Origin of the sequence: Actinoallomurus sp. CA-150999 (genome assembly GCF_050942425.1) — a bacterium.
Lineage (GTDB): Bacteria > Actinomycetota > Actinomycetes > Streptosporangiales > Streptosporangiaceae > Actinoallomurus.
On sequence record NZ_CP192063.1, the window covers coordinates 3,486,177 to 3,506,635 of the forward strand.

Below are 20,459 nucleotides of genomic sequence, written 5' to 3' on the forward strand. Positions count from 1 at the left end.
GCGTGATAGGGAATAGCGGCCCCACCATCTGCCACGAAGGGGGAGTTTGTTGTCACAAAAAGTGACATCGGACATTTTGAAGAAGGGGATCGGTGTCCTCTGGGTCGCCGCCCGGGCCGAGCCGCGTCTCCTCACCGCCGCCGTGCTCAGCAGTGGGCTGTACGCGGCGATGACCGTGGGCAGCGCCTGGGTCCTCGGCCGGGTCACCCAGGACGTCGTCCTGCCCGCCTTCAGAGACGGCCGCACCACGGCCGGCACGCTCGCCCTCGGCGGCCTGGCGATCGTCGGCGTGGCCGCGCTCAAGGCGCTCGGCATCGCCGGACGGCGGCTGTACGCCGGGATGGTGCAGTACAACATGCAGGCGACCTACCGGCGGGCGGTCACCCGGCAGTACCTCCGGCTGCCCCTCGCCTGGCACCAGCGGCACCCCACCGGCCGGCTCCTGTCCAACGCCAACGCCGACGTCGAGGCCGCCTGGGCTCCTCTCGCTCCGCTGCCCATGGCCCTCGGCGTCGTCCTGATGCTGATCATCGCCGCCGTCGCCATCCTCGCCACCGACCTCGTCGTGGCGATCGTCGGCTTCCTCGTCTTCCCGGCGATCGCCGGGCTCAACGTGATCTACCAGCGGAGGCTCGCTCCGGTCGCGGCGCGGGCGCAGCGCCTGCGGGCGGGCGTCAGCGAGGTCGCGCACGAGAGCTTCGAGGGCGCGCTGGTCGTCAAGACCCTCGGCCGGGAGGCCGACGAGACCGAGCGCTTCGCCGCCGTCGCGCACGAACTGCGCGACGCCAACGTGGCGGTCGGCCGCCTGCGCGGGCTGTTCGACCCGATCCTGGAGGCCCTGCCGAACCTCGGCGTGCTCGCGGTCCTGCTCGTCGGGTCGATCCGGCTGCGCTCCGGCGCGATATCGCCCGGCGACCTCGTGCACGTCGCGTACCTGTTCACCCTGCTGGCCTTCCCGATCCGGGCGCTCGGCTGGGTCCTGGCCGAGGTGCCGCGCAGCGTCGTCGGCTGGGAGCGGGTGCAGAGCGTCCTGGAGGCGACCGGCTCGCTCCCGTACGGCGAGCGGGCCGTCGACGGGGACGGTCCGGCGCGCCTGGAGGCACGCGCCATCCGGTTCGGCTACACCGACGACGACGTCCTGCACGACGTCGCCTTCACCGCCGAGCCCGGCCGTACGATCGCGGTCGTCGGCCCGACCGGTTCGGGCAAGTCGACGCTGACCAACCTGCTCGTCCGCCTCGTCGACCCGGCGAGCGGCAGCGTGCTGCTCGACGGCGTGGACGCGCGCGACGTGAAGCGGCACGGCATGTCCGCGACCACGGCGCTCGTGCCGCAGCAGGCGTTCCTGTTCGACGACACCGTGCGCGGCAACGTGACGCTCGGCCTGGACGCGCCGGACGAGGACGTGTGGGAGGCCCTGCGGCTGGCCCAGGCGGACGGCTTCGTCTCCGGGCTCGCGGACGGCCTCGACACCCACGTCGGGGAGCGGGGCACCACGCTGTCCGGCGGGCAGCGCCAGCGTCTCGCGCTCGCCCGCGCCCTCATCCGGCGACCCCGTCTCCTCGTGCTCGACGACGCGACCTCCAGCGTCGACCCCCAGGTGGAGGCCCGCATCCTGGACGGGTTGCGCGACTCGGCGGCGACCGTCGTGGTCGTGGCCTATCGCAAGGCGACCATCGAACTCGCGGACGACGTCGTCTACCTCGAACGCGGCCAGGTCACCGCCCAGGGCTCGCACAAGGAACTTCTGGAACGGTCCGCCGGATACCGGAATCTGGTCACCGCCTACGAACGCGCGGACGCCGAGCCGGAGCCGGCCGACGATGAGGACGAGAACGAGGAGGCCGTGGCGTGACCGCCGTCGATACGAGCCGGCCGTCCGGCCTGGCGACGCTCCGCCGCGGCCTGCGGCTCACCCCCGAGTTCCGGCGGGGCATCACCGGCACGCTGCTGCTCGCGCTCGTGGCCACCGTGGGACGGATCGTCGTCCCGGTGGCCGTCCAGCAGACGCTCGACAGTGGGTTGCGCGCCAAGGGCGGGCCCGACATCGGCTTCATCCGCACCGCCGTCATCGTGTGCGCCGTCGCCGTCGTCGTGACCGCCCTCGCGGCGTACCTGATGAACGTCCGCCTGTACCGCACGAGCGAGAACGGCCTGGCGGCGCTGCGGGTCCGGGCGTTCCGGCACGTGCACGACCTGTCGATGCTCACGCAGAGCGGCGAGCGGCGCGGCTCGCTCGTGTCCCGCGTCACCAGCGACGTCGACCAGATCAGCCAGTTCATGCAGTACGGCGGCCTGATGATCATCATCGCCGGCGGCCAGCTCATCGTGGCGACCGTGCTCATGGCCGTGTACTCCTGGCCGCTCGCCCTGCTGGTCTGGGTCGTGTTCCTGCCCCTCGCGTACGCGCTGCGGATCTTCCAGCGCTGGCTGTCGAAGGCGTACGGGACGGTGCGCGAGCGGGTCGGCGACATGCTCTCGGCGGTGAGCGAGTCGGTCGTCGGCGCCTCGGTCATCCGCGCGTACGGCGCGGAGGAGCGCACCGCCCGCCGGATCGACGAGTCCGTCGGCGAGTACCGCGACGCGCAGGTCCGGGCCCAGAACCTGGTCGCCCTGACCTTCCCCTCCACCGAGCTGGCCTCGGCGCTCGCGACCGCCGGCGTGGTGGTGGCCGGGACGCTCTTGGGGATCGGCGGCCACCTGACCGCCGGTGAGCTCGTGGCGTTCCTGTTCCTGGTCACCCTGTTCGTCAGCCCCTTGCAGGTGGCCACCGAGGTCCTCAACGACGCCCAGAACGCCATCGCCGGCTGGCAGCGCGTGCTCGGCGTGCTGGACATGACGCCGGACGTGGCCGACCCCGGACCGGATGGAGTGGAACTGCCTCGAGGCGCGATCGACGTGCGCTTCGAGGACGTGTCCTTCGCCTATCCCGGCGGGCCGACCGTCCTGCACGACGTGTCCGCGCGCATCGCGCCGCGCTCCCGGATCGCGATCGTGGGGGAGACCGGATCGGGGAAGACGACCTTCGCCAAGCTGCTGACCCGGATGATGGACCCGGCGTCGGGGCGGGTGCTGGTCGATGGCGTGCCACTGACCGACGTCCGGTTCTCCTCGCTGCGCGAGCGGATCGTGATGGTCCCGCAGGACGGCTTCCTGTTCGACGGGTCCCTCGCCGACAACATCCGCTTCGGCCGGCCGGACGCGTCCGAGGAGGACATCCGCCTGGTCCTGACCGAACTGGGACTGGCCGACTGGCTGGGCGGCCTGCCGGAGGGGCTGCGGACCCCGGTCGGGCAGCGCGGCGAGTCGCTGTCGGCGGGGGAGCGCCAGCTGGTCGCGCTGGCCCGCGCCTACCTGGCCGACCCGGACCTGCTCGTGCTCGACGAGGCGACGTCCGCCGTCGACCCCGCCACCGAGGTGCGCCTTCAGCGCGCCATCGAGAGCATCACCCGGGGCCGTACCGCCGTCTCGATCGCCCATCGGCTCTCCACCGCGGAGGCCGCCGACGAGGTCCTCGTCTTCGACCAGGGCCGTCTCGTCCAGCGGGGCCCGCACGCCGCGCTGGTCGCCCAACCCGGACGATATGCCGAGTTGTACGCATCCTGGGCAGCGCAGTTGAAGATTTGATTTTCCGGACACTCGCGCCGTTCTCGCCGGTGAGAGGTGGGTTGCCGCGACAACGGCGGGGAATATCGACGGCGGAAAACAGTCTTTCGCACCGGGGCGTGTGACAGAGCACCGAACTTGGTAAACTGAAACCGGTTGCTGTCGTAGTTCCACGTTCGTTTGCCAGACGCCCGCGGACCGATGACTGGCGGGCGTGTTCTTGCTTCTTCAAGGGCCTGCGCACACCCGCGGTAACCACAAAAGTGACCCACAACCTGTGGGTTTTGTTTGTCCCGCAAGGAGTTAGGCATGGCCCAGGGCACCGTGAAGTGGTTCAACGCTGACAAGGGGTTCGGCTTCATCGCCATTGACGGCGGTGGTCCGGACGTCTTCGTTCACTACTCGGCGATCACTTCGAACGGATACCGTACGCTCGAGGACAACCAGCGGGTGGAGTTCGAGGTCGTCCAGGGCGACCGCGGCCCGCAGGCGGACCAGGTCCGTCCGCTGTAGTTCAGATAATGTTCACTTAGGTTCACCCGTCGGGGTCCGTACCGTTTCGGTGCGGGCCTCTTCGCTTTTCTGCAACCGGTCGATCGCCCAGAGCGCCCAGTCGCGTTCGGCGGCCATGTGCCGAAGTCCGCGTTCAAGGGCAAAACCCCCAAAACTGGACTCGCCGACCCGGCAGCGCAGCGCCTCCAGATCGGCCTTTCTCGCCTCGGCGGCACGCGCCTGCTCCGTGAGCAACTCGATGGCCTTCTGTGGGGGCAACAGGGGGATTAGGAACGCCCGCAGCGACGCTTCGTTGCGTATCCGCTGCTCGGGCTTTGCCTCGACCAACCATTCGTGCAGTTCCGCCTGGCCGGCCGCGGTGATGGCGTAAGTCTTGCGGCCGCGCGGCCCCTCCTCTTCGACCTTCAGCAGCCCGTCCGCCGCCATGCGGTTCAGCTCGGGATAGATCTGGCTGTGGCTGGCCTGCCAGACGTGGGCGAGCGATCCCTCGAAGCTCTTGGTGAGGTCATAGCCGCTGGACGGCCCCCTGACCTCGATCAGTGCCAGCAGTGCGGCGCGCAGTGACATGCGATCACCTTAGCTCGGCTCTTACATGTTGGGATTGACATGTCGGCTCATACGTGTTGATATCGACGCGTTGATCGAGTCTGAGGAGAGGAACCGGGATGTCGACCGCTACGAGCACCGCGCCGCCCGGCACGGAACGCCGCCCCAAGATGGGCGTTGTGATCATCGCCGTCGTCGGCGGCATGTTCCTCGCGATGCTGGACCAGACGATCGTCGGCACGTCGCTGCCGACGATCGTCCGGGACCTGCGCGGGGAGGACCTCTACACCTGGGTCGTCACCGCCTACCTGCTCACCTCGACGATCACCGTTCCGCTGTACGGGCGGCTGTCGGACGTGCACGGCCGCAAGCCCCTGCTGCTCATCGGAGTGACCGTCTTCCTCATCGGGTCCGGCCTGTGCGCGGCCGCGCAGAACATGCCCGAGCTCATCGCCTTCCGCGCCGTCCAGGGGCTCGGCGCCGGCGCCCTGATCCCGCTGTCCCTGGCCCTGGTCGCCGACATGTTCCCGCCCGAGCGGTCCGGCAGGGTCCAGGGCGCGGTCGGCGGCGTGATGGCCCTCAGCTACGTCGCCGGCCCGTACCTCGGCGGCCTGCTCACCGAGCAGGCGAACTGGCGCTGGGTCTTCCTCGTCAACCTGCCGATCGGCGTCGTCGTCCTCGCGGTCATCGCCCTCCGCCTGCCCCACCAGCGGCGCGAGCGCGTCCACGCCCGGCCGGACTACCTCGGCATCACGGTGTTCGCGGCCGGCATCGGCCTGCTCCTGTTCGGCCTGACCGAGAAGGGCCGCGCGACGGCCTCCGGGGCGACCCACGCCTGGACGAGCGCGACCGTGGCCGGGCCGATCGCCGCCTCGCTGGCGCTGCTCGCCCTGTTCGTCCTCGTCGAACGGCGGGCAGCCGAGCCGATCGTGCCCCTGGGGCTGTTCCGCAACCGCACCTACACCGCGGCCAACGTCGGCTCGTTCTTCACCGCCTTCGGGATGTACGCCGCGATCATCTTCCTGCCGCGGTACTTCCAGACGGTGCACGGCGACAGCGCCACCACCTCGGGCCTGAAGGTCTATCCGCTCATGCTCGGCATGCTGGTCGGCAGCTTCCTCACCGGCGCGCTGATCAGCCGGACCCGCCGCTACAAGCCCTGGCTGGTCGCGGCCCCCGTCCTGCTCGCCGCCGGGGCCCTGCTGTGCGCGAACCTCGGCGTCCACACCGGCGTATGGGCCCTGGCCGGCTGGATGATCCTGATCGGGCTCGGCATCGGGCCGATGCTGTCCGGGCTCACCGTGGCCGTGCAGAACGCCGTCGACCCGGAGCACATCGGCACGGCCACCAGCAAGATCACCTTCTTCCGCCAGGTCGGCGGATCCGTCGCCCTGGCCATCGCCGGCACCGCGTACGCCTCCCACGTCCGCGAGGTCGCCCCGGCCCACGGCCCGGCGAACGCGGCGGCGTCGGCCACCGCGACCGTGATCCCCTGGCTCGGCGTGGCCGGCGCGGCCATCGCCCTCGTCGTCTTCGTGCTGATGCCGGAACGCCCGCTGCGCCGCCTCGCCCCCTCCGCGCCCTCGGTCGAGTGAGGCGGCACAATGGATGTCATGTCCTTGGACCCCAAGATCGCTGATCGTCTCAAGCGCACCGAAGACGGTCTCGTCCCGGCCATCGCCCAGCAGTACGACACCGGCGAGGTGCTCATGCTCGCCTGGATGGACGACGAGGCCCTGCACCGCACGCTGACCACCGGCCGCGCCACCTACTGGTCCCGCAGCCGTAACGAGTACTGGGTGAAGGGCGAGTCCTCCGGCCACCAGCAGTGGGTCAAGGAGGTCGCCCTCGACTGCGACGCCGACGCCATCCTCATCAAGGTCGACCAGGTCGGGGCCGCCTGCCACACCGGCGACCGCACCTGCTGGGACGCCGACAAACTCGACGCTGTGGTGGGAGAGCCCCCGAAGTGACGAGCCGCCGCGAACTCGCCGCCGCCGCGCTGCTCGGCGCGGTCGGCGCGGGGCTCGCCGCCGGTTTCACCGGCCGGACCTGGGCAACGGTCACCGTACGCGGCGGCATGAACCTCATGCCGTCGCTCCAGCCGCTCACCGGACGGTCGCTGAGCGGCGGCGTCGCCGCCCTCGGCCTGGCCGGGCTGGCCGGGATCGCCGCCCTCCTCGCCACCCGCGGGTGGGCGCGGACGGCCGTCGGCGTGCTGCTGACCGGCTTCGGGGTGCTCATCGCCGTCCTGTCGCCCGTCGCCGTCCGCCACGCGCACGTCGTCTCCGCCGCCGCGAACCGCACGAACCTCACCCGGCTGACCGGCGACGTCACCGTCCAGGTGAACGGCTGGTGGATCGTCGCCCTGGCGGGCGGTGTCCTGCTGGCCGCCGCCGGGCTCCTCACGGTCGTCCGCGGCCGGCGCTGGCCCGGCATGTCCGCCCGCTACGACCGTCCCGGCAACGCCCCGCGCCAGGGCGACGACCCCGCCTCGCTGTGGAAGTCGCTCGACCGCGGCGACGACCCCACCAGCGAGGACCTCCAGGACCGCTGATGAGCGGGGCCCGCGGGCAGGGCACCGTTCTGGTGGTGGAGCACGACCCGAGCGTCGCCGAACTCATCCGGCTCTACCTCAGCCGCGAGGGATACCACCCGCACCTCGTGACCGACCCGGCGTCGGCCGCCGCGCTCGCCCGCCGCCTGCGACCCGACGCGGTCGTCCTCGACCTGACGACGGGCGTGCACCGTGAGATGGCGGAGGCGGCCGGCGCCGCGGTCATCGTGTCCGTCGTGCCGCCCGGGATGACGCCGCCCGGCGGGCACACCGTGCCCCGGCCGTTCAGCCCGCGGGCCCTGCTCGCCACGCTCGGCCGGGCCCTGCGCGGGCACCAGGCGGAGGCTCCCCCTCCCGACGACGTGCTGCGCGCCGGCGACGTCATCCTGGACCCCCGGACCCGCACCGTCACCGTCGCCGGTGCGCCCAAGGCCGTGACGACCATGGAGTTCGACCTGCTCGCCTTCCTCATGCGCAACCCGGGCCGGGTGTTCGGCCGCGAACAACTGCTCGCCGCCGTCTGGGGATCGGCGGAGTCGGCCGGGGCCCGTACCGTCGACGTCCACATCGCCCAGCTGCGCGCCAAGCTCGGCGCCCGCAGCCCGCTCCGCACCGTACGCGGCGTCGGCTACGCCGCCGACCTCTGAGGCGAGGCCCGGGCACACCACCGAGCCGCCGGTCTTTGGCGTGAACCCTGGCGGCCACCGCCGAGCCGCCGGTGGAGCGAACGTGGGGGTGCATCGGTGGGCCTCCGGGCTTTGACGCGGGGCCTGGCACGCAACGGCGGGCCGCCGATCTTTGAGTTCCCGGGCCGTACGCTGGGAGCGTGACAGTGGGGCAGTGGAGGAGTCGGCCGAGTGGGGTGGTGGCGCCTCGTCGTCGTATGGGGCGTTGGGGGCCGTACGCCGTGCTCGCGGCGGTGATCGGGGTGGCCGGGTACGTCGCGGCGGTCGACCCTAACCGGCCGGGGCACTATCCGACGTGCCCCTTCCTCGCCGTGACCGGCTACTACTGTCCCGGCTGCGGAGCGCTGCGCATGATCCACGCGATCGGGCACGGTCACCTCGCCGAGGCGTTCGGGCGCAACCCGCTGGCCTTCGTCACACTGCCATTCCTGGCTTACCTCTGGGTGAAGTGGGCGTGGGCCGTCCGTGCGGGCGGGCCGGTGCGCTCCAAGGTCCTCCATCCGGCTGTGATCATCGGGTTCTCGGTGGTCATGCTCGTGTTCTGGGTCGTCCGTAACCTGCCGGTCGGGCGTGCGCTTGCGCCGTGATCTCGTACCCGCGGAAGGGGTACCGGGGCGGCCGGGCTACGATCGAGAAACGAACGTCCGACAAAGGGGGACCGTGTTCCGTGAGCGAGCTTGTGAGGCAGGACTCGGCGCGGGTGCGGTGCGGGCGTGCGGCGAACATCATCAGCAGGGAGGACCTGTGAGCGATGTGAGCGACCGATCCGGCACAGCGGCGTCGCGTCCGATCAGCGAGGCGAAGAAGGTGGGCCCTGTGAGCGAGCGGATCGTAAGCATGGCGCGCATGGTCACTCCCCCGACGAAGGAGGCCCCGTGAGCGAGCGGAGCGAGCGAACCATAAGCATGGCGCGCCCGGTCACTCTTCCGACGAAGGAGGCCTCGTGAGCGTGCTGGACGAGATCCTGGACGGGGTACGCGAGGATCTCGCGGAGCGGCAGCAGGCGGTGTCGCTCGACGCGCTCAAGGAGATGGCGCGCCACGCGCCGTCGCCGCGCAACGGCCTCGCCGCACTCCGCGGGCAGGGCGTCTCCGTCATCGCCGAGGTCAAGCGGTGCAGCCCCTCCAAGGGAGCGCTCGCCGCGATCGCCGACCCGGCCGCGCTCGCCGCCGACTACGAGGCCGGCGGCGCCGCCGTGATCAGCGTGCTGACCGAGCGCCGGCGCTTCGGCGGCAGCATCGACGACCTGGCCGCGGTCCGCAACCGTGTCGACATCCCGGTGCTGCGCAAGGACTTCGTCGTCTCCTCGTACCAGCTGTGGGAGGCGCGGGCGTACGGCGCCGACCTCGTGCTGCTGATCGTCGCCGCCCTCGAGCAGGAGGCTCTGGTCTCCCTGATCGAGCGGGCCGAGTCGATCGGGCTGACCCCGCTCGTCGAGGTGCACACCGAGGAGGAGCTGGCGCGCGCCGTCGACGCGGAGGCCAAGGTCATCGGCGTCAACGCCCGGGACCTGACCACGCTGCGCGTCGACCGGAGCACGTTCACGCGGATCGCCCCGCAGATCCCCGACGGCATCGTGAAGATCGCGGAGTCGGGTGTTCGCGGGCCGCACGACCTGCTCGCCTACGCCTCCTCCGGGGCCGATGCCGTCCTGGTCGGGGAGAGCCTGGTCGTCGGCAAGGACCCGCGCTCGGCGGTCTCCGACCTGGTCGCGGCCGGAGCGCACCCTGCGTTGCGGCAGGGCAAGTAGGCGGCGAACCCAGTAGGCTGTGGGCATGCTCCTGCGCGAACGATGGCGAGGCCATCCGTACCTTGACTGACCGGATTCGGCCTCTTACACCTTCGACAGGACCATTGCGATGACCATCGATGCCGCACGCGAGTTTCCGGACCTGACCGGCCACTTCGGTCGTTTCGGCGGCCGGTTCGCGCCCGAGGCGCTCATGGCGGCGCTCGACGAGCTGACCACCGCCTACCAGACGGCCGCGGCCGACCCGGAGTTCCGGGCCGAGCTCGACCATCTGCTGAAGACCTACGCCGGGCGCCCGAGCCTCCTCACCGAGGCCGAGCGGTTCGGTGCGGAGGCGGGCGGGGCGCGGATCCTCCTCAAGCGCGAGGATCTCAACCACACCGGCTCCCACAAGATCAACAATGTGCTGGGGCAGGCGCTGCTGACCCGGCGGATGGGCAAGACCCGGGTCATCGCCGAGACCGGCGCGGGCCAGCACGGTGTCGCGACCGCGACCGCGGCGGCCCTGCTCGGCCTGGAGTGCGTCGTCTACATGGGCGAGGTCGACACCGTACGCCAGGCGCTCAACGTCGCCCGGATGCGGATGCTCGGCGCCGAGGTGATCCCGGTCAAGACCGGCAGCCGCACCCTCAAGGACGCCTGCAACGAGGCGTTCCGTGACTGGGTGGCGAGCGTCGAGTACACCCATTACTGCATCGGCTCGACCATGGGCCCGCACCCGTTCCCGATGATGGTCCGCGACTTCCAGCGGATCATCGGGGTGGAGGCCCGTGAGCAGGTCCTCGAGCTGACCGGTCGGCTGCCCGACGCGGTGGTGGCCTGTGTCGGCGGGGGTTCCAACGCCATCGGCGCCTTCCACGCGTTCGTCCCGGACGAAGAGGTCCGGCTCTACGGCTTCGAGGCCGGCGGCGCCGGGGTCGACAGCGGCAAGCACGCGGCGACGCTGGTCGGCGGGTCCGTCGGCGTCATCCACGGCATGCGCACCTACCTGCTGCAGGACGACGAGGGCCAGACCCTGGAGACTCACTCGGTGTCGGCCGGGCTCGACTATCCCGGCGTCGGCCCCGAGCACTCCTGGCTGCGCGACACGGGCCGTGCGACCTACCAGGCCGTCACCGACGCCGAGGCCATGGACGCGTTCGCGCTCCTGTGCCGCACCGAGGGCATCATCCCGGCCATCGAGTCCGCGCACGCCCTGGCCGGCGCGCTGCGCGTCGGCCGGGAGCTCGGCCCCGACGCCACGATCGTGGTCTGCCTCTCCGGCCGGGGCGACAAGGACATGCACACGGCCGCCGAGTGGTTCGGGCTGGTCGAGGGCGAAGGGTCCGCGCGATGAGCGGGGGACCGGTGGCCGAGGGCGACGCGCTCACCGGCCAGGCGCGAGACGATCGGCGGACTGGATCCATGACAGGCGACGCACCGACCGTTGCGACGGCGTTCGAGAAGGCCAAGAGCGAGGGGCGCGCGGCGCTCGTCGGCTACCTGCCCGCCGGATTCCCTTCGTACGAGGGGGCCGTCGCCGCCGCCACGACCATGGTCGAGGCCGGCTGTGACGTCATCGAGATCGGCCTGCCCTACACCGACCCGCTCATGGACGGCCCGACGATCCAGGACGCCGTCCACCAGGCGCTGACCGGCGGCATCCGGGTCGCCGACGTGTTCCGCACCGTCGAGGCGGTCGCCGCCACCGGGGCGCGCACGCTCGTCATGACGTACTGGAACCCGGTCGACCGGTACGGCGTCGACGCCTTCGCCCGTGACCTGTCCTCGGCGGGCGGTTGCGGCCTGATCACTCCGGACCTCACGCCGGAGGAGGCCGAGCCGTGGCTGGCCGCGTCCGACGCGTACGACCTCGACCGCGTCTTCCTGGTCGCCCTCAGCTCCACGGACGAGCGCCTCGGCATCATCACCGGCGTGTCCCGCGGGTTCGTGTACGCCGCCTCGCTCATGGGCGTGACGGGTGCGCGTACGGCCGTCGACACCGGCGCCGCGCACCTGGTCGAGCGCACCCGCAAGGCCATGGCCCAGCGGTCGCCGCTGCCGATCGGGCTGGGCCTGGGCGTCAGCAACGGCGAGCAGGCCGCCGAGGTCGCGGGCTTCGCCGACGGGGTCATCGTCGGCTCGGCGTTCATCCGCCGGCTGCTCGACGCGCCGTCCCCCGAGGCCGGGATCGACGCCGTACGCCGGCTCACCGCCGAACTCGCCGAAGGCGTCCGCCGATAGCGGGCCCGCGCATGCCGGGAAGGTGACAGGATCTACCGTGCTTGACGGTGTCCTTACATTCTCGTCGCCTATGCTGGCGCGCGCCGGATCATGACAGGGTGAGGAACGACAGTGGCTGAAGCCAAGGCTGACTCCGCGAGACGCAGGACCAAGGCCACCGGGGGAGCGTCCGCGGGCGGGAAGACAGTGTCCGCGACGCGCGGCTCGACGACCGAGAAGACCGAGGCCGCGGAGGACAGGGCCGGTCTCATCGGGCGGATCCGCCTTCCGTCGGCCATTCAGCGCCGCCAGGACTGGATCACGCTCGTGGTGCGCGTCGCGCTCGCGGCCGTCCTCGGGATCGCCGGGTACGCGAAGTTCAGCGAGCCGCCGGCACTGCAGAAGACCGCGGTCTCGGCGTACCAGATCCTGCCCAAGGGCATGGTCACGCCGGTCGCCCTCGGGCTGCCGGTGCTGGAGATGGTCCTGGCCGCGATGATCCTGCTCGGCTTCGCCACTCGGGTCATGGCGATCTGTGTGGGCCTGCTGTTCATTGTCTTTATTGCCGGGATCATCTCCGTGGCCGCACGTGGACTTTCGATCAACTGCGGCTGTTTCGGGGGCGGCGGCACGGTGGGCAAGGGCCAGACCCATTACCTTAGGGAGGTCTTCCGAGACCTCGGCTTCCTCGCCCTCGCCGCCTGGCTGATGGTGTTCCCGCGCGGAAAACTCGCGCTCGACCGGGTGCTCGGTCTGTACACCACCTGAGATATTCAAACTAGGAGAACCAGATGAGTAAGGCCGCTCGACAGCGGTCGGCCCGCGAGCGGCTGGCGGAGGAGCGCAAGCGTCAAGCGCAGAAGCAGCAGCGGATGCGGGCCCTCACCATCGCCATCAGCGCCCTCGCGATCGTGGCGCTGGCCGTGGTCGTCACCGTGTACGTGGTGAACAAGAAGGACAAGAACACGTACACCGGTGCGCTGGCGCCGGCGACCCGCATGGCCGACGGCCGGATCCTCATGGGCAAGCCGGGGCTCAAGGCGCCCATGCTGGAGATGTTCGAGGACTTCCAGTGCCCCATCTGCAAGGAGATGGAGAGCACCAGCGGCAACACGATCAAGCGCCTCGCGGCCGAGGGCAAGGTCAACGTCATTTACAACCCGTTCTGGCTGTTCAAGGAGCGGGAGGAGCCGATCCGCGGCAACTCCCAGCGGGCCGCCAACGCCGCGCTGTGCGCTCCGGCGGACAAGTGGGTCAAGTACCACGACACGATCTACAAGAACCAGCCCGCGGAGGGCTCGGCCGGCTTCTCCAACAAGGACCTCATCGGCTGGGGCAAGGACCTCGGCTTCGACACCCCGGCGTTCGAGCAGTGCGTCAAGGGCATGCAGAAGCAGAGCCAGGTCGACTCGATGACGAACTACGCCGAGCAGGCCCGCAAGGTCACCGGCACGCCGACCGTCTACCTCAACGGCCAGTCCCTGGACCTGAGCAACGTTCTGCTGAAGCCGTCCGCCCTGGAGAAGGCCATCCTGGCCGCCAAGCCGGTCGACGCCACGCCGAGCGCGGCGCCGACGGCCACTCCGAGCGGTTCGGCCAGCCCGACGGCCAAGTCCAGCAAGTAACGACGACGCCGGACGGGGCACGGCCGAGCCACGCCGTGCCCCGGTCGGCGCGGGCACCCGCGAACGCCTGAGTACATGGGGGTACGGCCATCGGCCGTGCCCCCATCGCCATGCTGCGGGGACTCACCTCGGCGGCGATGCGTATTCGACGCCCGATCTTCACCGTCGTCGCGCCGTCCGATGCCCGCCAGACGGTAATCTCACATCCCATGCAGCCGCTCGCCTTCATCCCCAGCCCATCGCAGGGCAGCATCCATCTGGGGCCCCTGCCCCTTCGTGGATACGCCTTGATGATCATCATTGGGGTGATCGTCGCCGTCTGGCTCGGGGAGCGGCGCTGGACGGCCCGGGGCGGCGCGTCCGGGACGGTCGTCGACATCGCGGTCTGGGCGGTCCCGTTCGGCCTGATCGGCGGGCGGCTCTACCACGTCATCACCGACCACCAGCTGTACTTCGGCCACGGTCGCCACCCCATCGACGCGTTCAAGGTCTGGAACGGCGGGCTCGGCATCTGGGGGGCCATCGCCCTCGGCACGTTCGGCGCCTACCTCGGCTGCCGTCGCCGGGGGATCTCGCTGCGCGTCTTCGCCGACGCCGCCGCGCCGGGCATCGTCCTGGCCCAGGCGATCGGGCGATGGGGCAACTGGTTCAACCAGGAGCTGTACGGCCGGCCCACGACGCTTCCCTGGGCCGTGAAGATCGACGCGGCGCACCGCCCGGCGAACACCTCGGACATCGCGACGTACCAGCCGACGTTCCTGTACGAGTTCCTCTGGTGCATCGGGGTGGCCATCCTGGTCATCTGGGCGGAGAAGCGCTTCCGGCTCGTCTACGGGCGGGCGTTCGCCCTGTACGTCGCCGCCTACACCGTGGGCCGGGCCTGGATCGAGTGGCTGCGCGTCGACCCCGCCCACCACATCCTGGGCCTGCGGCTCAACGACTGGACCGCGCTCATCGTCTTCCTCTGCGCGGTGGCCTACATCTACTTCCAGCGGGACAAGACGGAGAACCCGGCCGGGGCCTTCGGTACGGCGGCGGAGGAGTCCGCGAGCGAGGACGGCACCGCGGCAGCGGGCACCACCGCCGTGGACCAGCCGGCGGGGGAGACGCAGGCCGAGGAGCCGGCCCAGGCGAAGGACGCCGAGGAGCCCGCCGAGGCGGCCGAAGCGGAAGCGCCCGCCGAGCCTGACGAGGCGGCAGACTCGGAGGACGCCGCCGAGACCGTGGAAGCCGCAGAGGCCGCCGAGAAGACGGAGACCGAGAAGGCCGAGCCGGAGGGCGGCGAGTCCACCACCGACGCCCGGGAGGACGGCGAGTCCGCCGCGGACGTCCCGGAGGACGGCGCCGACGACCCGGCCGAGGCTCCTACCGCGGAGGCGGCGGAGGAGCCGGAGGCCGACGGTGCGCGCGCCTCGGAGCGCTCCGAGACGGACGAGGCGGAGCCCGCGGACGACGACGCCGCGGCCGCTTCTGGCGACGAGGCGGAGGACGGCGCCGAGACCACCGACTCTCAGGCCGCCGGCGACGCGCCGAACGACGAGGAGAGCCGCTCGGAGGGCGACGCGGCCGACGAGTCCGAGGCCTCCACCGCCGAGAAGGACTCTCCGGCGGGAAAGACGGACCGGTCGTCGGCGGGCCGCGGCGCCTGAGCAATGATCTTGCGCGCAAGCCCCGTCATCCGCGGCGGGGCCGGCGCGTCCTAGACCTGCGCCCTGCCGTCAGGCCGGGCGTTTCCCTCGGCCCGGAGAGGCGTTCGGCGGTCCGTGGGGTGCGCCACAAACGGCGGGACAAAAGGGGGCAGAGCGGCGATATGGACATCTCGTCCCTGGAGGTTCGCTAAGCTCACGGCTCGTGAGCGACATGGGTTACGAGGACGGCGAGCAGGGACAGGCATCGCGGGGACGTCGCACCGCGCGAGGCTCGGCCAGTGGTTCCAAGCGAAACCTCCTGGTCATCGGAGTGACCGCGGTGGCCATGCTCCTCACCGCCGGCTGTGGCGGTGGTGACAAGAAACCGGAAGCCGCCGCAGCGGTGAAGGTGCTGCCCAAGGTCTACGTCAACACACCGCCCAATTCCCAGGTGAAGAAGCTGTCCGAACGGAGCAAGGACAAGCGTCCGCTGAACAAGAACGAAGTGTTCGGCGACGACGACAAGACCGTCTCCAGCGGCAAGTTCACCTTCACCCTGGCGGGATCCGACATCGCCAGTGACTGCAAGACCGTCACCTGGGGGCAGCAGCTCCAGGCCGACCTGCAGAAGTACGGATGCAGCCAGATCGCTCGCGGCGCGTACGTCAGCAACGACAAGCAGTACGTCGGCCAGTTCATCGCCCTGAACCTCGAGACCCTCGACGGCGCGTCGCAGATCATCCGTGACCTCGACCCGGGCAGCAGCGCGGGTTTCGTCTCGCCGCTCACGGTCAAGGGCACGACGAACTTCACCGGCGGCTTCAGCGCGGCCTACAGCCAGCCGTTCGGGCACTTCGTGGTCATCAGCTGGGTGGAGAAGGCCGGCGGAGCACAGCCGCAGACGATGAACGAACTGCTGAACGCCAGCATCGCCATCGAACGGGCCGACGACTTCGTCTGGGAACGACTCGTCCTCGCCGGTGGATAGCCGGAACAACGGCCCCTCCCAGGGCTGGGACGGGCAGCAGCCTGCCGCGTGGAACGGCGGCCGGCCTCCCGGCGGGCAGCCGTCTCCGGGATGGAACGGCGGCAACCCAGCGGTCCCAGAGGGGCAGCAGCCCCCGGGGTGGAACGGCGGACCACCTCCCGGCGGGCAGCCGGCTCCAGGGTGGAACGGAGGTCCGTCCGGGGGACAACCGTCCCCGGAGTGGAACGGCGGAGGTCCTCCCGGCGGGCAGCCGGCCCAAGGATGGAACGGAGGTCCTCCCGGGGGACAGCCGACTCCAGGGTGGAACGACGGACGACCTCCCGAGGGGCAGACGTCCCCGGAGTGGAACGGCGGAGCGCCTTTCGAGGGACCGCAGCCTGCAGGGTGGAACGGCGGCCCGCCTCCGGACGCGCCGGACGACCTGAACGCCGACCCCGAGGGCGATCCCGGGAAGGCACCGCGGAGACCACGTCCGTCCCTCCGGTTGCCCGCGATCAAGGGCCGGGCGCGGCTCGCCCAAGGTGAGAAGGGGCCGGGCACCCTGCCTCCCGCCGCCTATTTCTTCGCGGCCGGAGTGGTCCTGGTCGTCGCGCTCATCGCCGTCGCCGGCGTGGTGGTGCTGCTCCACGACGAGCCGAAGCCCTCGGCCCCGCAGTCGGGCGGCCCGTTGGCCGGTGGACCGTCGCCGTCGGTGTACTCCGCAGCGGCATCCACCGACGTGTTCGGCCCCATCGCCCAGCGCAAGGCCGATCCCAGTCCGCTCACCGAGAACGAGGTCTTCGACAAGAAGACCATCGCGGATGCGGACTCGAAGGCGTCGTTGAAGCTGACCACGTCCAAGCTGGACGCCCGGTGTGCCGACACCGTCTGGGGTCAGGCACTGGTCAAGCTGCTGCAGCAGGCGGGCTGCACCCAGGTGGCTCGCGGAGTGTACGAGGACAAGCGCTTCACGGCCATGGTGGCGATCTTCAACCTGGCCGACTCCACGGTCGCCGACAAACTGGTCACGGCGGCCGATCCGCGGACCGGCAACGGGTTCGCGCGGCCACCCTCCGACGAGGCGGGGTTCGGCCAGGGCTTCAGCACCGCGCGCGGGGTGGCGATGGGCCACTACGCGGTGATCACCTGGGTACGGCGGGCGGACGGATCGGGCAGCGAGACGGACCCGAAGCTGCTGTCGCTGCTCGTCACGGTCGGCCCGCCCCCCGCCGTAGTCGGGCGCGTCGCCGACCAGGGCCAGAAGAACTGACGCCGCCCTGACCGGCGCGGACCGTGAGCGAGGTCGGCTGTGAGCGGTGTCGGCAGTGATCGAGGGGCTCGGCCGGCGCTCGCTCGCTGGTGCGTCGGCGCGCTCGCCGTCCGTACGGGTCAGAGGTCGAGTGTCCGGCGTACCGCGTCGGGGAGGTCGCTGAGGCGGTGGGCGGGCAGGTCCAGCACCGTCGCGTCGCCGAGCCAGGGGGCGGCGTCCTGGATCCGGGCGCGGGCCTGGTTCTTGGTCAGGTCGCCGGTGGAGTGCCGGATGAGCCCCTCACGCCAGGAGCCGGCGACTCTAACGTGGGGCCGGTCCAGGATGTACCGCAGGACGGCGCCCGCCCCGCCGGGCGGCGCGACGCGGGAGGCGACGATCTCGCCGGGTTCGGTCTTCATGTGGTACACCGCCGCGAGCACGCTCTTCAGCGCCCGGGGGAGGACCGCCGGCGTCAGCACGCGCACCCGCTCGGCCCGCGACGCGAGGAGCACCCGGGGCAGCAGGGCGTCGTACCCCGCCGGTAGCGCGACGACCACGTCGGCGGCCCGGCCGGCGTAGGGCTTGGCCAGCCATGTCGCCAGGTGGACGCGCGGGGTGCCGGGCGCGAAGCCCTTCGGCCACTCGCCGACCAGCAGGCCGGCGGGCTCGGCGACGGCCGGATCGACGGGCCGGTCCGGGGACTCGACCGCCTGCGGTCCCTGCGTGTAGATCCGGGTGCCCGCGACGGCCGATCCGAGGGCCTTCCCCGTGCGGCTGGTGGGCCGCAGGACGTACAGGTCGCTGGCCGAGCCGATCGCCGGCGCCCCGTGGTAGCGGTTGAAGTCCGGCCAGATCGCCTCGTACGCCAGGTGCAGTGGCCCGAGCGCCTCCTGCACCTTCAGCGCCAGCGCGGGCGTGCCTTCGCTGGCGCCGTACGCGACCAGCACGCGGCCGGTCTCGCGGTCGCGCAGCCCTTCCAGGCCGCGCCGGGTGAACAGCGCGACGCCGTCCGGTGTGTACGGCGGGTCGGTGAAGACCAGGTCGGCCCATTCGCGCGCGCCGGCCGGCAGTCCCAGCCGCAGGTCGGCGAACCGGCAGCGGACCGGCAGGCCGCGCCGGGCCGCCTCATCGCCGATGAACTCCAGGATGCGGTCGTCGATGTCGACCACCGTGATCTCCACGCCGGGGTGGGTGAGTGCGACGGCGAGGGAGGTGAGGTCGTGGTCGCCGACGCACAGCAGCCGCGCCGAGCCGAGCCAGAACCGGGCGCCGAGCAGCAGCGCCCGCCGTACGGCGGTCTCGGCGGTGGCCGCGACGTGGTCGAGCGCGGTACGGGCGCGGGGCGCGGCGGCGATGAGCTCGTCCATCGCGGCTACGGCCTCGGCGTGCTCGGGAAGCAGGTGGGCGACCGGATCGGCGAGGAGCGGGGAAACGGTCAGGGGGCGGTAGGCGTCGATCCGGTCGGGCCGGATCCGCCCGCCGTCGAGATCGTCGCCGAGCGCGGCCAGCAGCGCGTCGATCGTCCGGCGGGGCGCGGCGGTGGCGCGGACGAGCGCGTCGGCGTCCCAGGAACGCGCGCTGATCAGCAGGGCGAGGGCGTGACGGAGGCGGCGGGCGCCCACGCCTTCCAGAAGTCGTGCGGCCTCTTCGGGCACCTGACACATGGAGTCCAGCGTAGACGTGTCAGAATCCGGCCGAATGGGTGGGAACCACACCCTAGGCTTCTCCCTCTAAGAGGCGAGGTCATCAGAGGAGAACACGATATGAGTTACCCGTACCCGCCCACCGGCCCCGGCGAGCAGCCCCCGGGAGGCCAGTCCGGCGGGTGGGGCGCGCCCCCACCGGGCGGATACGATCCGTCCGGTCCCGGCTGGCAGCACCAGGAGACGATGGCGGGCGGCGTGCCCATGGGGCCGCCGAGCATGCAGCCGCCTCAGATGCAGCCCCCGATGGGTCCGATGGGCCCGATGGGCCAGCCGCCCATGGGACCGCCGCCGAAGAAGGGCAACGGTGGCATCGTCATCGCGGCGATCGCCGGTGCCGTCCTCCTGATCGGCGGGGTGCTCGGCGGCGCCTACTACGCCGCCTCGAGTGGCGGGGACGACAAGACCAAGACGGGCACGTCGCCCGCCGCGGTCGGCACGCCGGGGACGGGGGGCGGCCAGCCGGCGCCTGGCCAGCCGGGCTCCGCGAACGGCCAGTACAAGCCGTCCTACTACAACGCCACCAAATCCTGGTCACTGTGGGACAAGCTGAACGCCTCCTCGTCGGACTCCGCGCCGATGACCCTGACCGAGGTCTTCAGCGACGCCGAGGCCAAGGCGCAGACCAACAACATCGAGCACATCACGATGCAGCTCCAGGGCTCGGGGCGGCTGGACACCGACTGCGGGAGCGCGGTCTGGGGCGACGGGCTGAAGACGGCCCTGCAGAGTTACGGCTGCACGCAGGCGATCCGCGCCGCGTACGTCTCGTCGGACCAGCGCTGGGTCGGCCAGGTGGTGATCTTCAACCTCCGCGACGTCAACGCCGCGAACAGTCTGATCGGGGACATGGACCCGGACGCGGGTAACAAGGGCTTCTTCCTGCCGGTCTCGGGGCCCGCGCCGGTCAGTAACTTCGGCAAGGGCAACACGGGCGCGTCCGGCGGGGCGTACGGGCACTTCGTCGTGATCGGCTGGAGCGGCAGCGCGAACGGCACCGCGTCCAGCCCCGACACGATCGCTCCGGCCTCCCTCGTGGAGCGCGCGGGCAAGACGTTCCTGTTCACCAGGAACGTCAGGAGCTGAGCAACGAGCTGAGCAACCGGGAACCGCGTCGGACGGCGGGCCCTGTCGAACATCCGGAGAACATCCGGTGACGGCGGCGCCGTCCGGCGCGGTTCTTTCGTCTCGCCTGCACCAAGACGACGGTCTTCTCCGTCTCGCCTGCACCAAGACGGTCTCTCCGTCTCGTCTCCACCAGGACGGTTCTTCCCTCTCGCCTCCGCCAAGGCGGAATCCAGCCGCATCAACGGAACAACCGGGCGAAAGCCTCGGTTCGCACAAGATGCGGAAGATTCACCAAGTTTCGTGATCACGCCGCGTCGGGGATGAATCAGGCAGTGATGTAATCTCTATTCACCGCAGCG

19 protein-coding genes are annotated in these 20,459 nt (G+C 71.1%); 17 read left to right on the plus strand and 2 right to left on the minus strand.

Annotated features, from left to right (window positions below):
• The first annotated feature begins 61 nt into the window (after window positions 1-61).
• The 3 genes from ACQP2O_RS16605 (at window position 62) to ACQP2O_RS16615 (ending at window position 4,119) form a co-directional block, all read left to right on the plus strand.
• Complete coding sequence (locus ACQP2O_RS16605; RefSeq protein WP_433185299.1) at window positions 62-1,855, plus strand: ABC transporter ATP-binding protein; 1,794 nt, start codon at window positions 62-64, stop codon at window positions 1,853-1,855.
• The gene (locus ACQP2O_RS16610) at window positions 1,852-3,627 is read left to right on the plus strand and encodes an ABC transporter ATP-binding protein (protein ID WP_433185302.1); all 1,776 of its coding nucleotides are present in this window, start codon (window positions 1,852-1,854) and stop codon (window positions 3,625-3,627) included. The genes ACQP2O_RS16605 and ACQP2O_RS16610 overlap by 4 nt, the downstream gene beginning before the upstream one ends.
• A gap of 288 nt (window positions 3,628-3,915) precedes the next feature.
• Window positions 3,916-4,119 (plus strand): cold-shock protein, encoded by a 204-nt coding sequence (locus ACQP2O_RS16615; RefSeq protein ID WP_360878471.1) that lies wholly within the window; start codon window positions 3,916-3,918, stop codon window positions 4,117-4,119.
• 12 nt (window positions 4,120-4,131) lie between these two features.
• Here ACQP2O_RS16615 and ACQP2O_RS16620 read toward each other — a convergent pair whose 3' ends face one another.
• Window positions 4,132-4,686: a PadR family transcriptional regulator gene (locus ACQP2O_RS16620; RefSeq protein ID WP_433185305.1), complete on the minus strand. Its 555-nt coding sequence runs from the start codon at window positions 4,684-4,686 to the stop codon at window positions 4,132-4,134.
• Between the two features lie 98 nt (window positions 4,687-4,784).
• Between ACQP2O_RS16620 and ACQP2O_RS16625 the strand changes: the two genes are divergently transcribed.
• The 13 genes from ACQP2O_RS16625 (at window position 4,785) to ACQP2O_RS16685 (ending at window position 17,350) form a co-directional block, all read left to right on the plus strand.
• Window positions 4,785-6,260, plus strand: coding sequence for an MDR family MFS transporter (locus ACQP2O_RS16625; protein WP_433185308.1), 1,476 nt, complete (start codon window positions 4,785-4,787; stop codon window positions 6,258-6,260).
• Window positions 6,261-6,269: 9 nt separating this feature from the next.
• On the plus strand, window positions 6,270-6,638 hold the full coding sequence (gene hisI, locus ACQP2O_RS16630; protein ID WP_433185311.1) for a phosphoribosyl-AMP cyclohydrolase: 369 nt from the start codon (window positions 6,270-6,272) through the stop codon (window positions 6,636-6,638).
• Window positions 6,635-7,222 (plus strand): Trp biosynthesis-associated membrane protein, encoded by a 588-nt coding sequence (locus ACQP2O_RS16635; protein WP_433185314.1) that lies wholly within the window; start codon window positions 6,635-6,637, stop codon window positions 7,220-7,222. Before hisI ends, ACQP2O_RS16635 begins: the two co-directional genes overlap by 4 nt.
• Window positions 7,222-7,869, plus strand: a complete 648-nt coding sequence (locus ACQP2O_RS16640) for a response regulator transcription factor (RefSeq protein ID WP_433185317.1) — start codon at window positions 7,222-7,224, stop codon at window positions 7,867-7,869. Before ACQP2O_RS16635 ends, ACQP2O_RS16640 begins: the two co-directional genes overlap by 1 nt.
• A gap of 236 nt (window positions 7,870-8,105) precedes the next feature.
• Entirely contained in the window at window positions 8,106-8,495 is a 390-nt protein-coding gene (locus ACQP2O_RS16645) for a DUF2752 domain-containing protein (protein WP_433185320.1), read from the plus strand.
• A gap of 356 nt (window positions 8,496-8,851) precedes the next feature.
• Window positions 8,852-9,658 carry an indole-3-glycerol phosphate synthase TrpC gene (gene trpC / locus ACQP2O_RS16650; RefSeq protein ID WP_433185323.1) on the plus strand — a complete coding sequence of 269 codons (807 nt, stop codon included), beginning with the start codon at window positions 8,852-8,854 and terminating at the stop codon, window positions 9,656-9,658.
• Window positions 9,659-9,767: 109 nt separating this feature from the next.
• Window positions 9,768-10,994 carry a tryptophan synthase subunit beta gene (gene trpB, locus ACQP2O_RS16655; RefSeq protein ID WP_433185326.1) on the plus strand — a complete coding sequence of 409 codons (1,227 nt, stop codon included), beginning with the start codon at window positions 9,768-9,770 and terminating at the stop codon, window positions 10,992-10,994.
• Window positions 10,995-11,062: 68 nt separating this feature from the next.
• The gene (gene trpA, locus ACQP2O_RS16660; RefSeq protein WP_433191048.1) at window positions 11,063-11,881 is read left to right on the plus strand and encodes a tryptophan synthase subunit alpha; all 819 of its coding nucleotides are present in this window, start codon (window positions 11,063-11,065) and stop codon (window positions 11,879-11,881) included.
• Between the two features lie 111 nt (window positions 11,882-11,992).
• Window positions 11,993-12,628: a DoxX family protein gene (locus tag ACQP2O_RS16665; RefSeq protein WP_433185329.1), complete on the plus strand. Its 636-nt coding sequence runs from the start codon at window positions 11,993-11,995 to the stop codon at window positions 12,626-12,628.
• A 23-nt stretch (window positions 12,629-12,651) separates the two neighbouring features.
• Window positions 12,652-13,485 carry a DsbA family protein gene (locus tag ACQP2O_RS16670; RefSeq protein ID WP_433185332.1) on the plus strand — a complete coding sequence of 278 codons (834 nt, stop codon included), beginning with the start codon at window positions 12,652-12,654 and terminating at the stop codon, window positions 13,483-13,485.
• A gap of 209 nt (window positions 13,486-13,694) precedes the next feature.
• Window positions 13,695-15,134, plus strand: coding sequence for a prolipoprotein diacylglyceryl transferase (lgt, locus tag ACQP2O_RS16675; protein WP_433185335.1), 1,440 nt, complete (start codon window positions 13,695-13,697; stop codon window positions 15,132-15,134).
• A gap of 202 nt (window positions 15,135-15,336) precedes the next feature.
• Window positions 15,337-16,101, plus strand: coding sequence for a hypothetical protein (locus ACQP2O_RS16680; RefSeq protein WP_433185338.1), 765 nt, complete (start codon window positions 15,337-15,339; stop codon window positions 16,099-16,101).
• Window positions 16,102-16,585: 484 nt separating this feature from the next.
• Window positions 16,586-17,350: a hypothetical protein gene (locus tag ACQP2O_RS16685; RefSeq protein ID WP_433185341.1), complete on the plus strand. Its 765-nt coding sequence runs from the start codon at window positions 16,586-16,588 to the stop codon at window positions 17,348-17,350.
• Window positions 17,351-17,469: 119 nt separating this feature from the next.
• On the opposite strand, the gene ACQP2O_RS16690 is transcribed toward ACQP2O_RS16685, so the two are convergent.
• Entirely contained in the window at window positions 17,470-18,993 is a 1,524-nt protein-coding gene (locus ACQP2O_RS16690) for a bis-aminopropyl spermidine synthase family protein (protein WP_433185343.1), read from the minus strand.
• 99 nt (window positions 18,994-19,092) lie between these two features.
• Here ACQP2O_RS16690 and ACQP2O_RS16695 point away from each other — a divergent pair, with 99 nt between their 5' ends.
• Window positions 19,093-20,118 carry a hypothetical protein gene (locus tag ACQP2O_RS16695; protein WP_433185346.1) on the plus strand — a complete coding sequence of 342 codons (1,026 nt, stop codon included), beginning with the start codon at window positions 19,093-19,095 and terminating at the stop codon, window positions 20,116-20,118.
• Window positions 20,119-20,459: the final 341 nt, after the last annotated feature.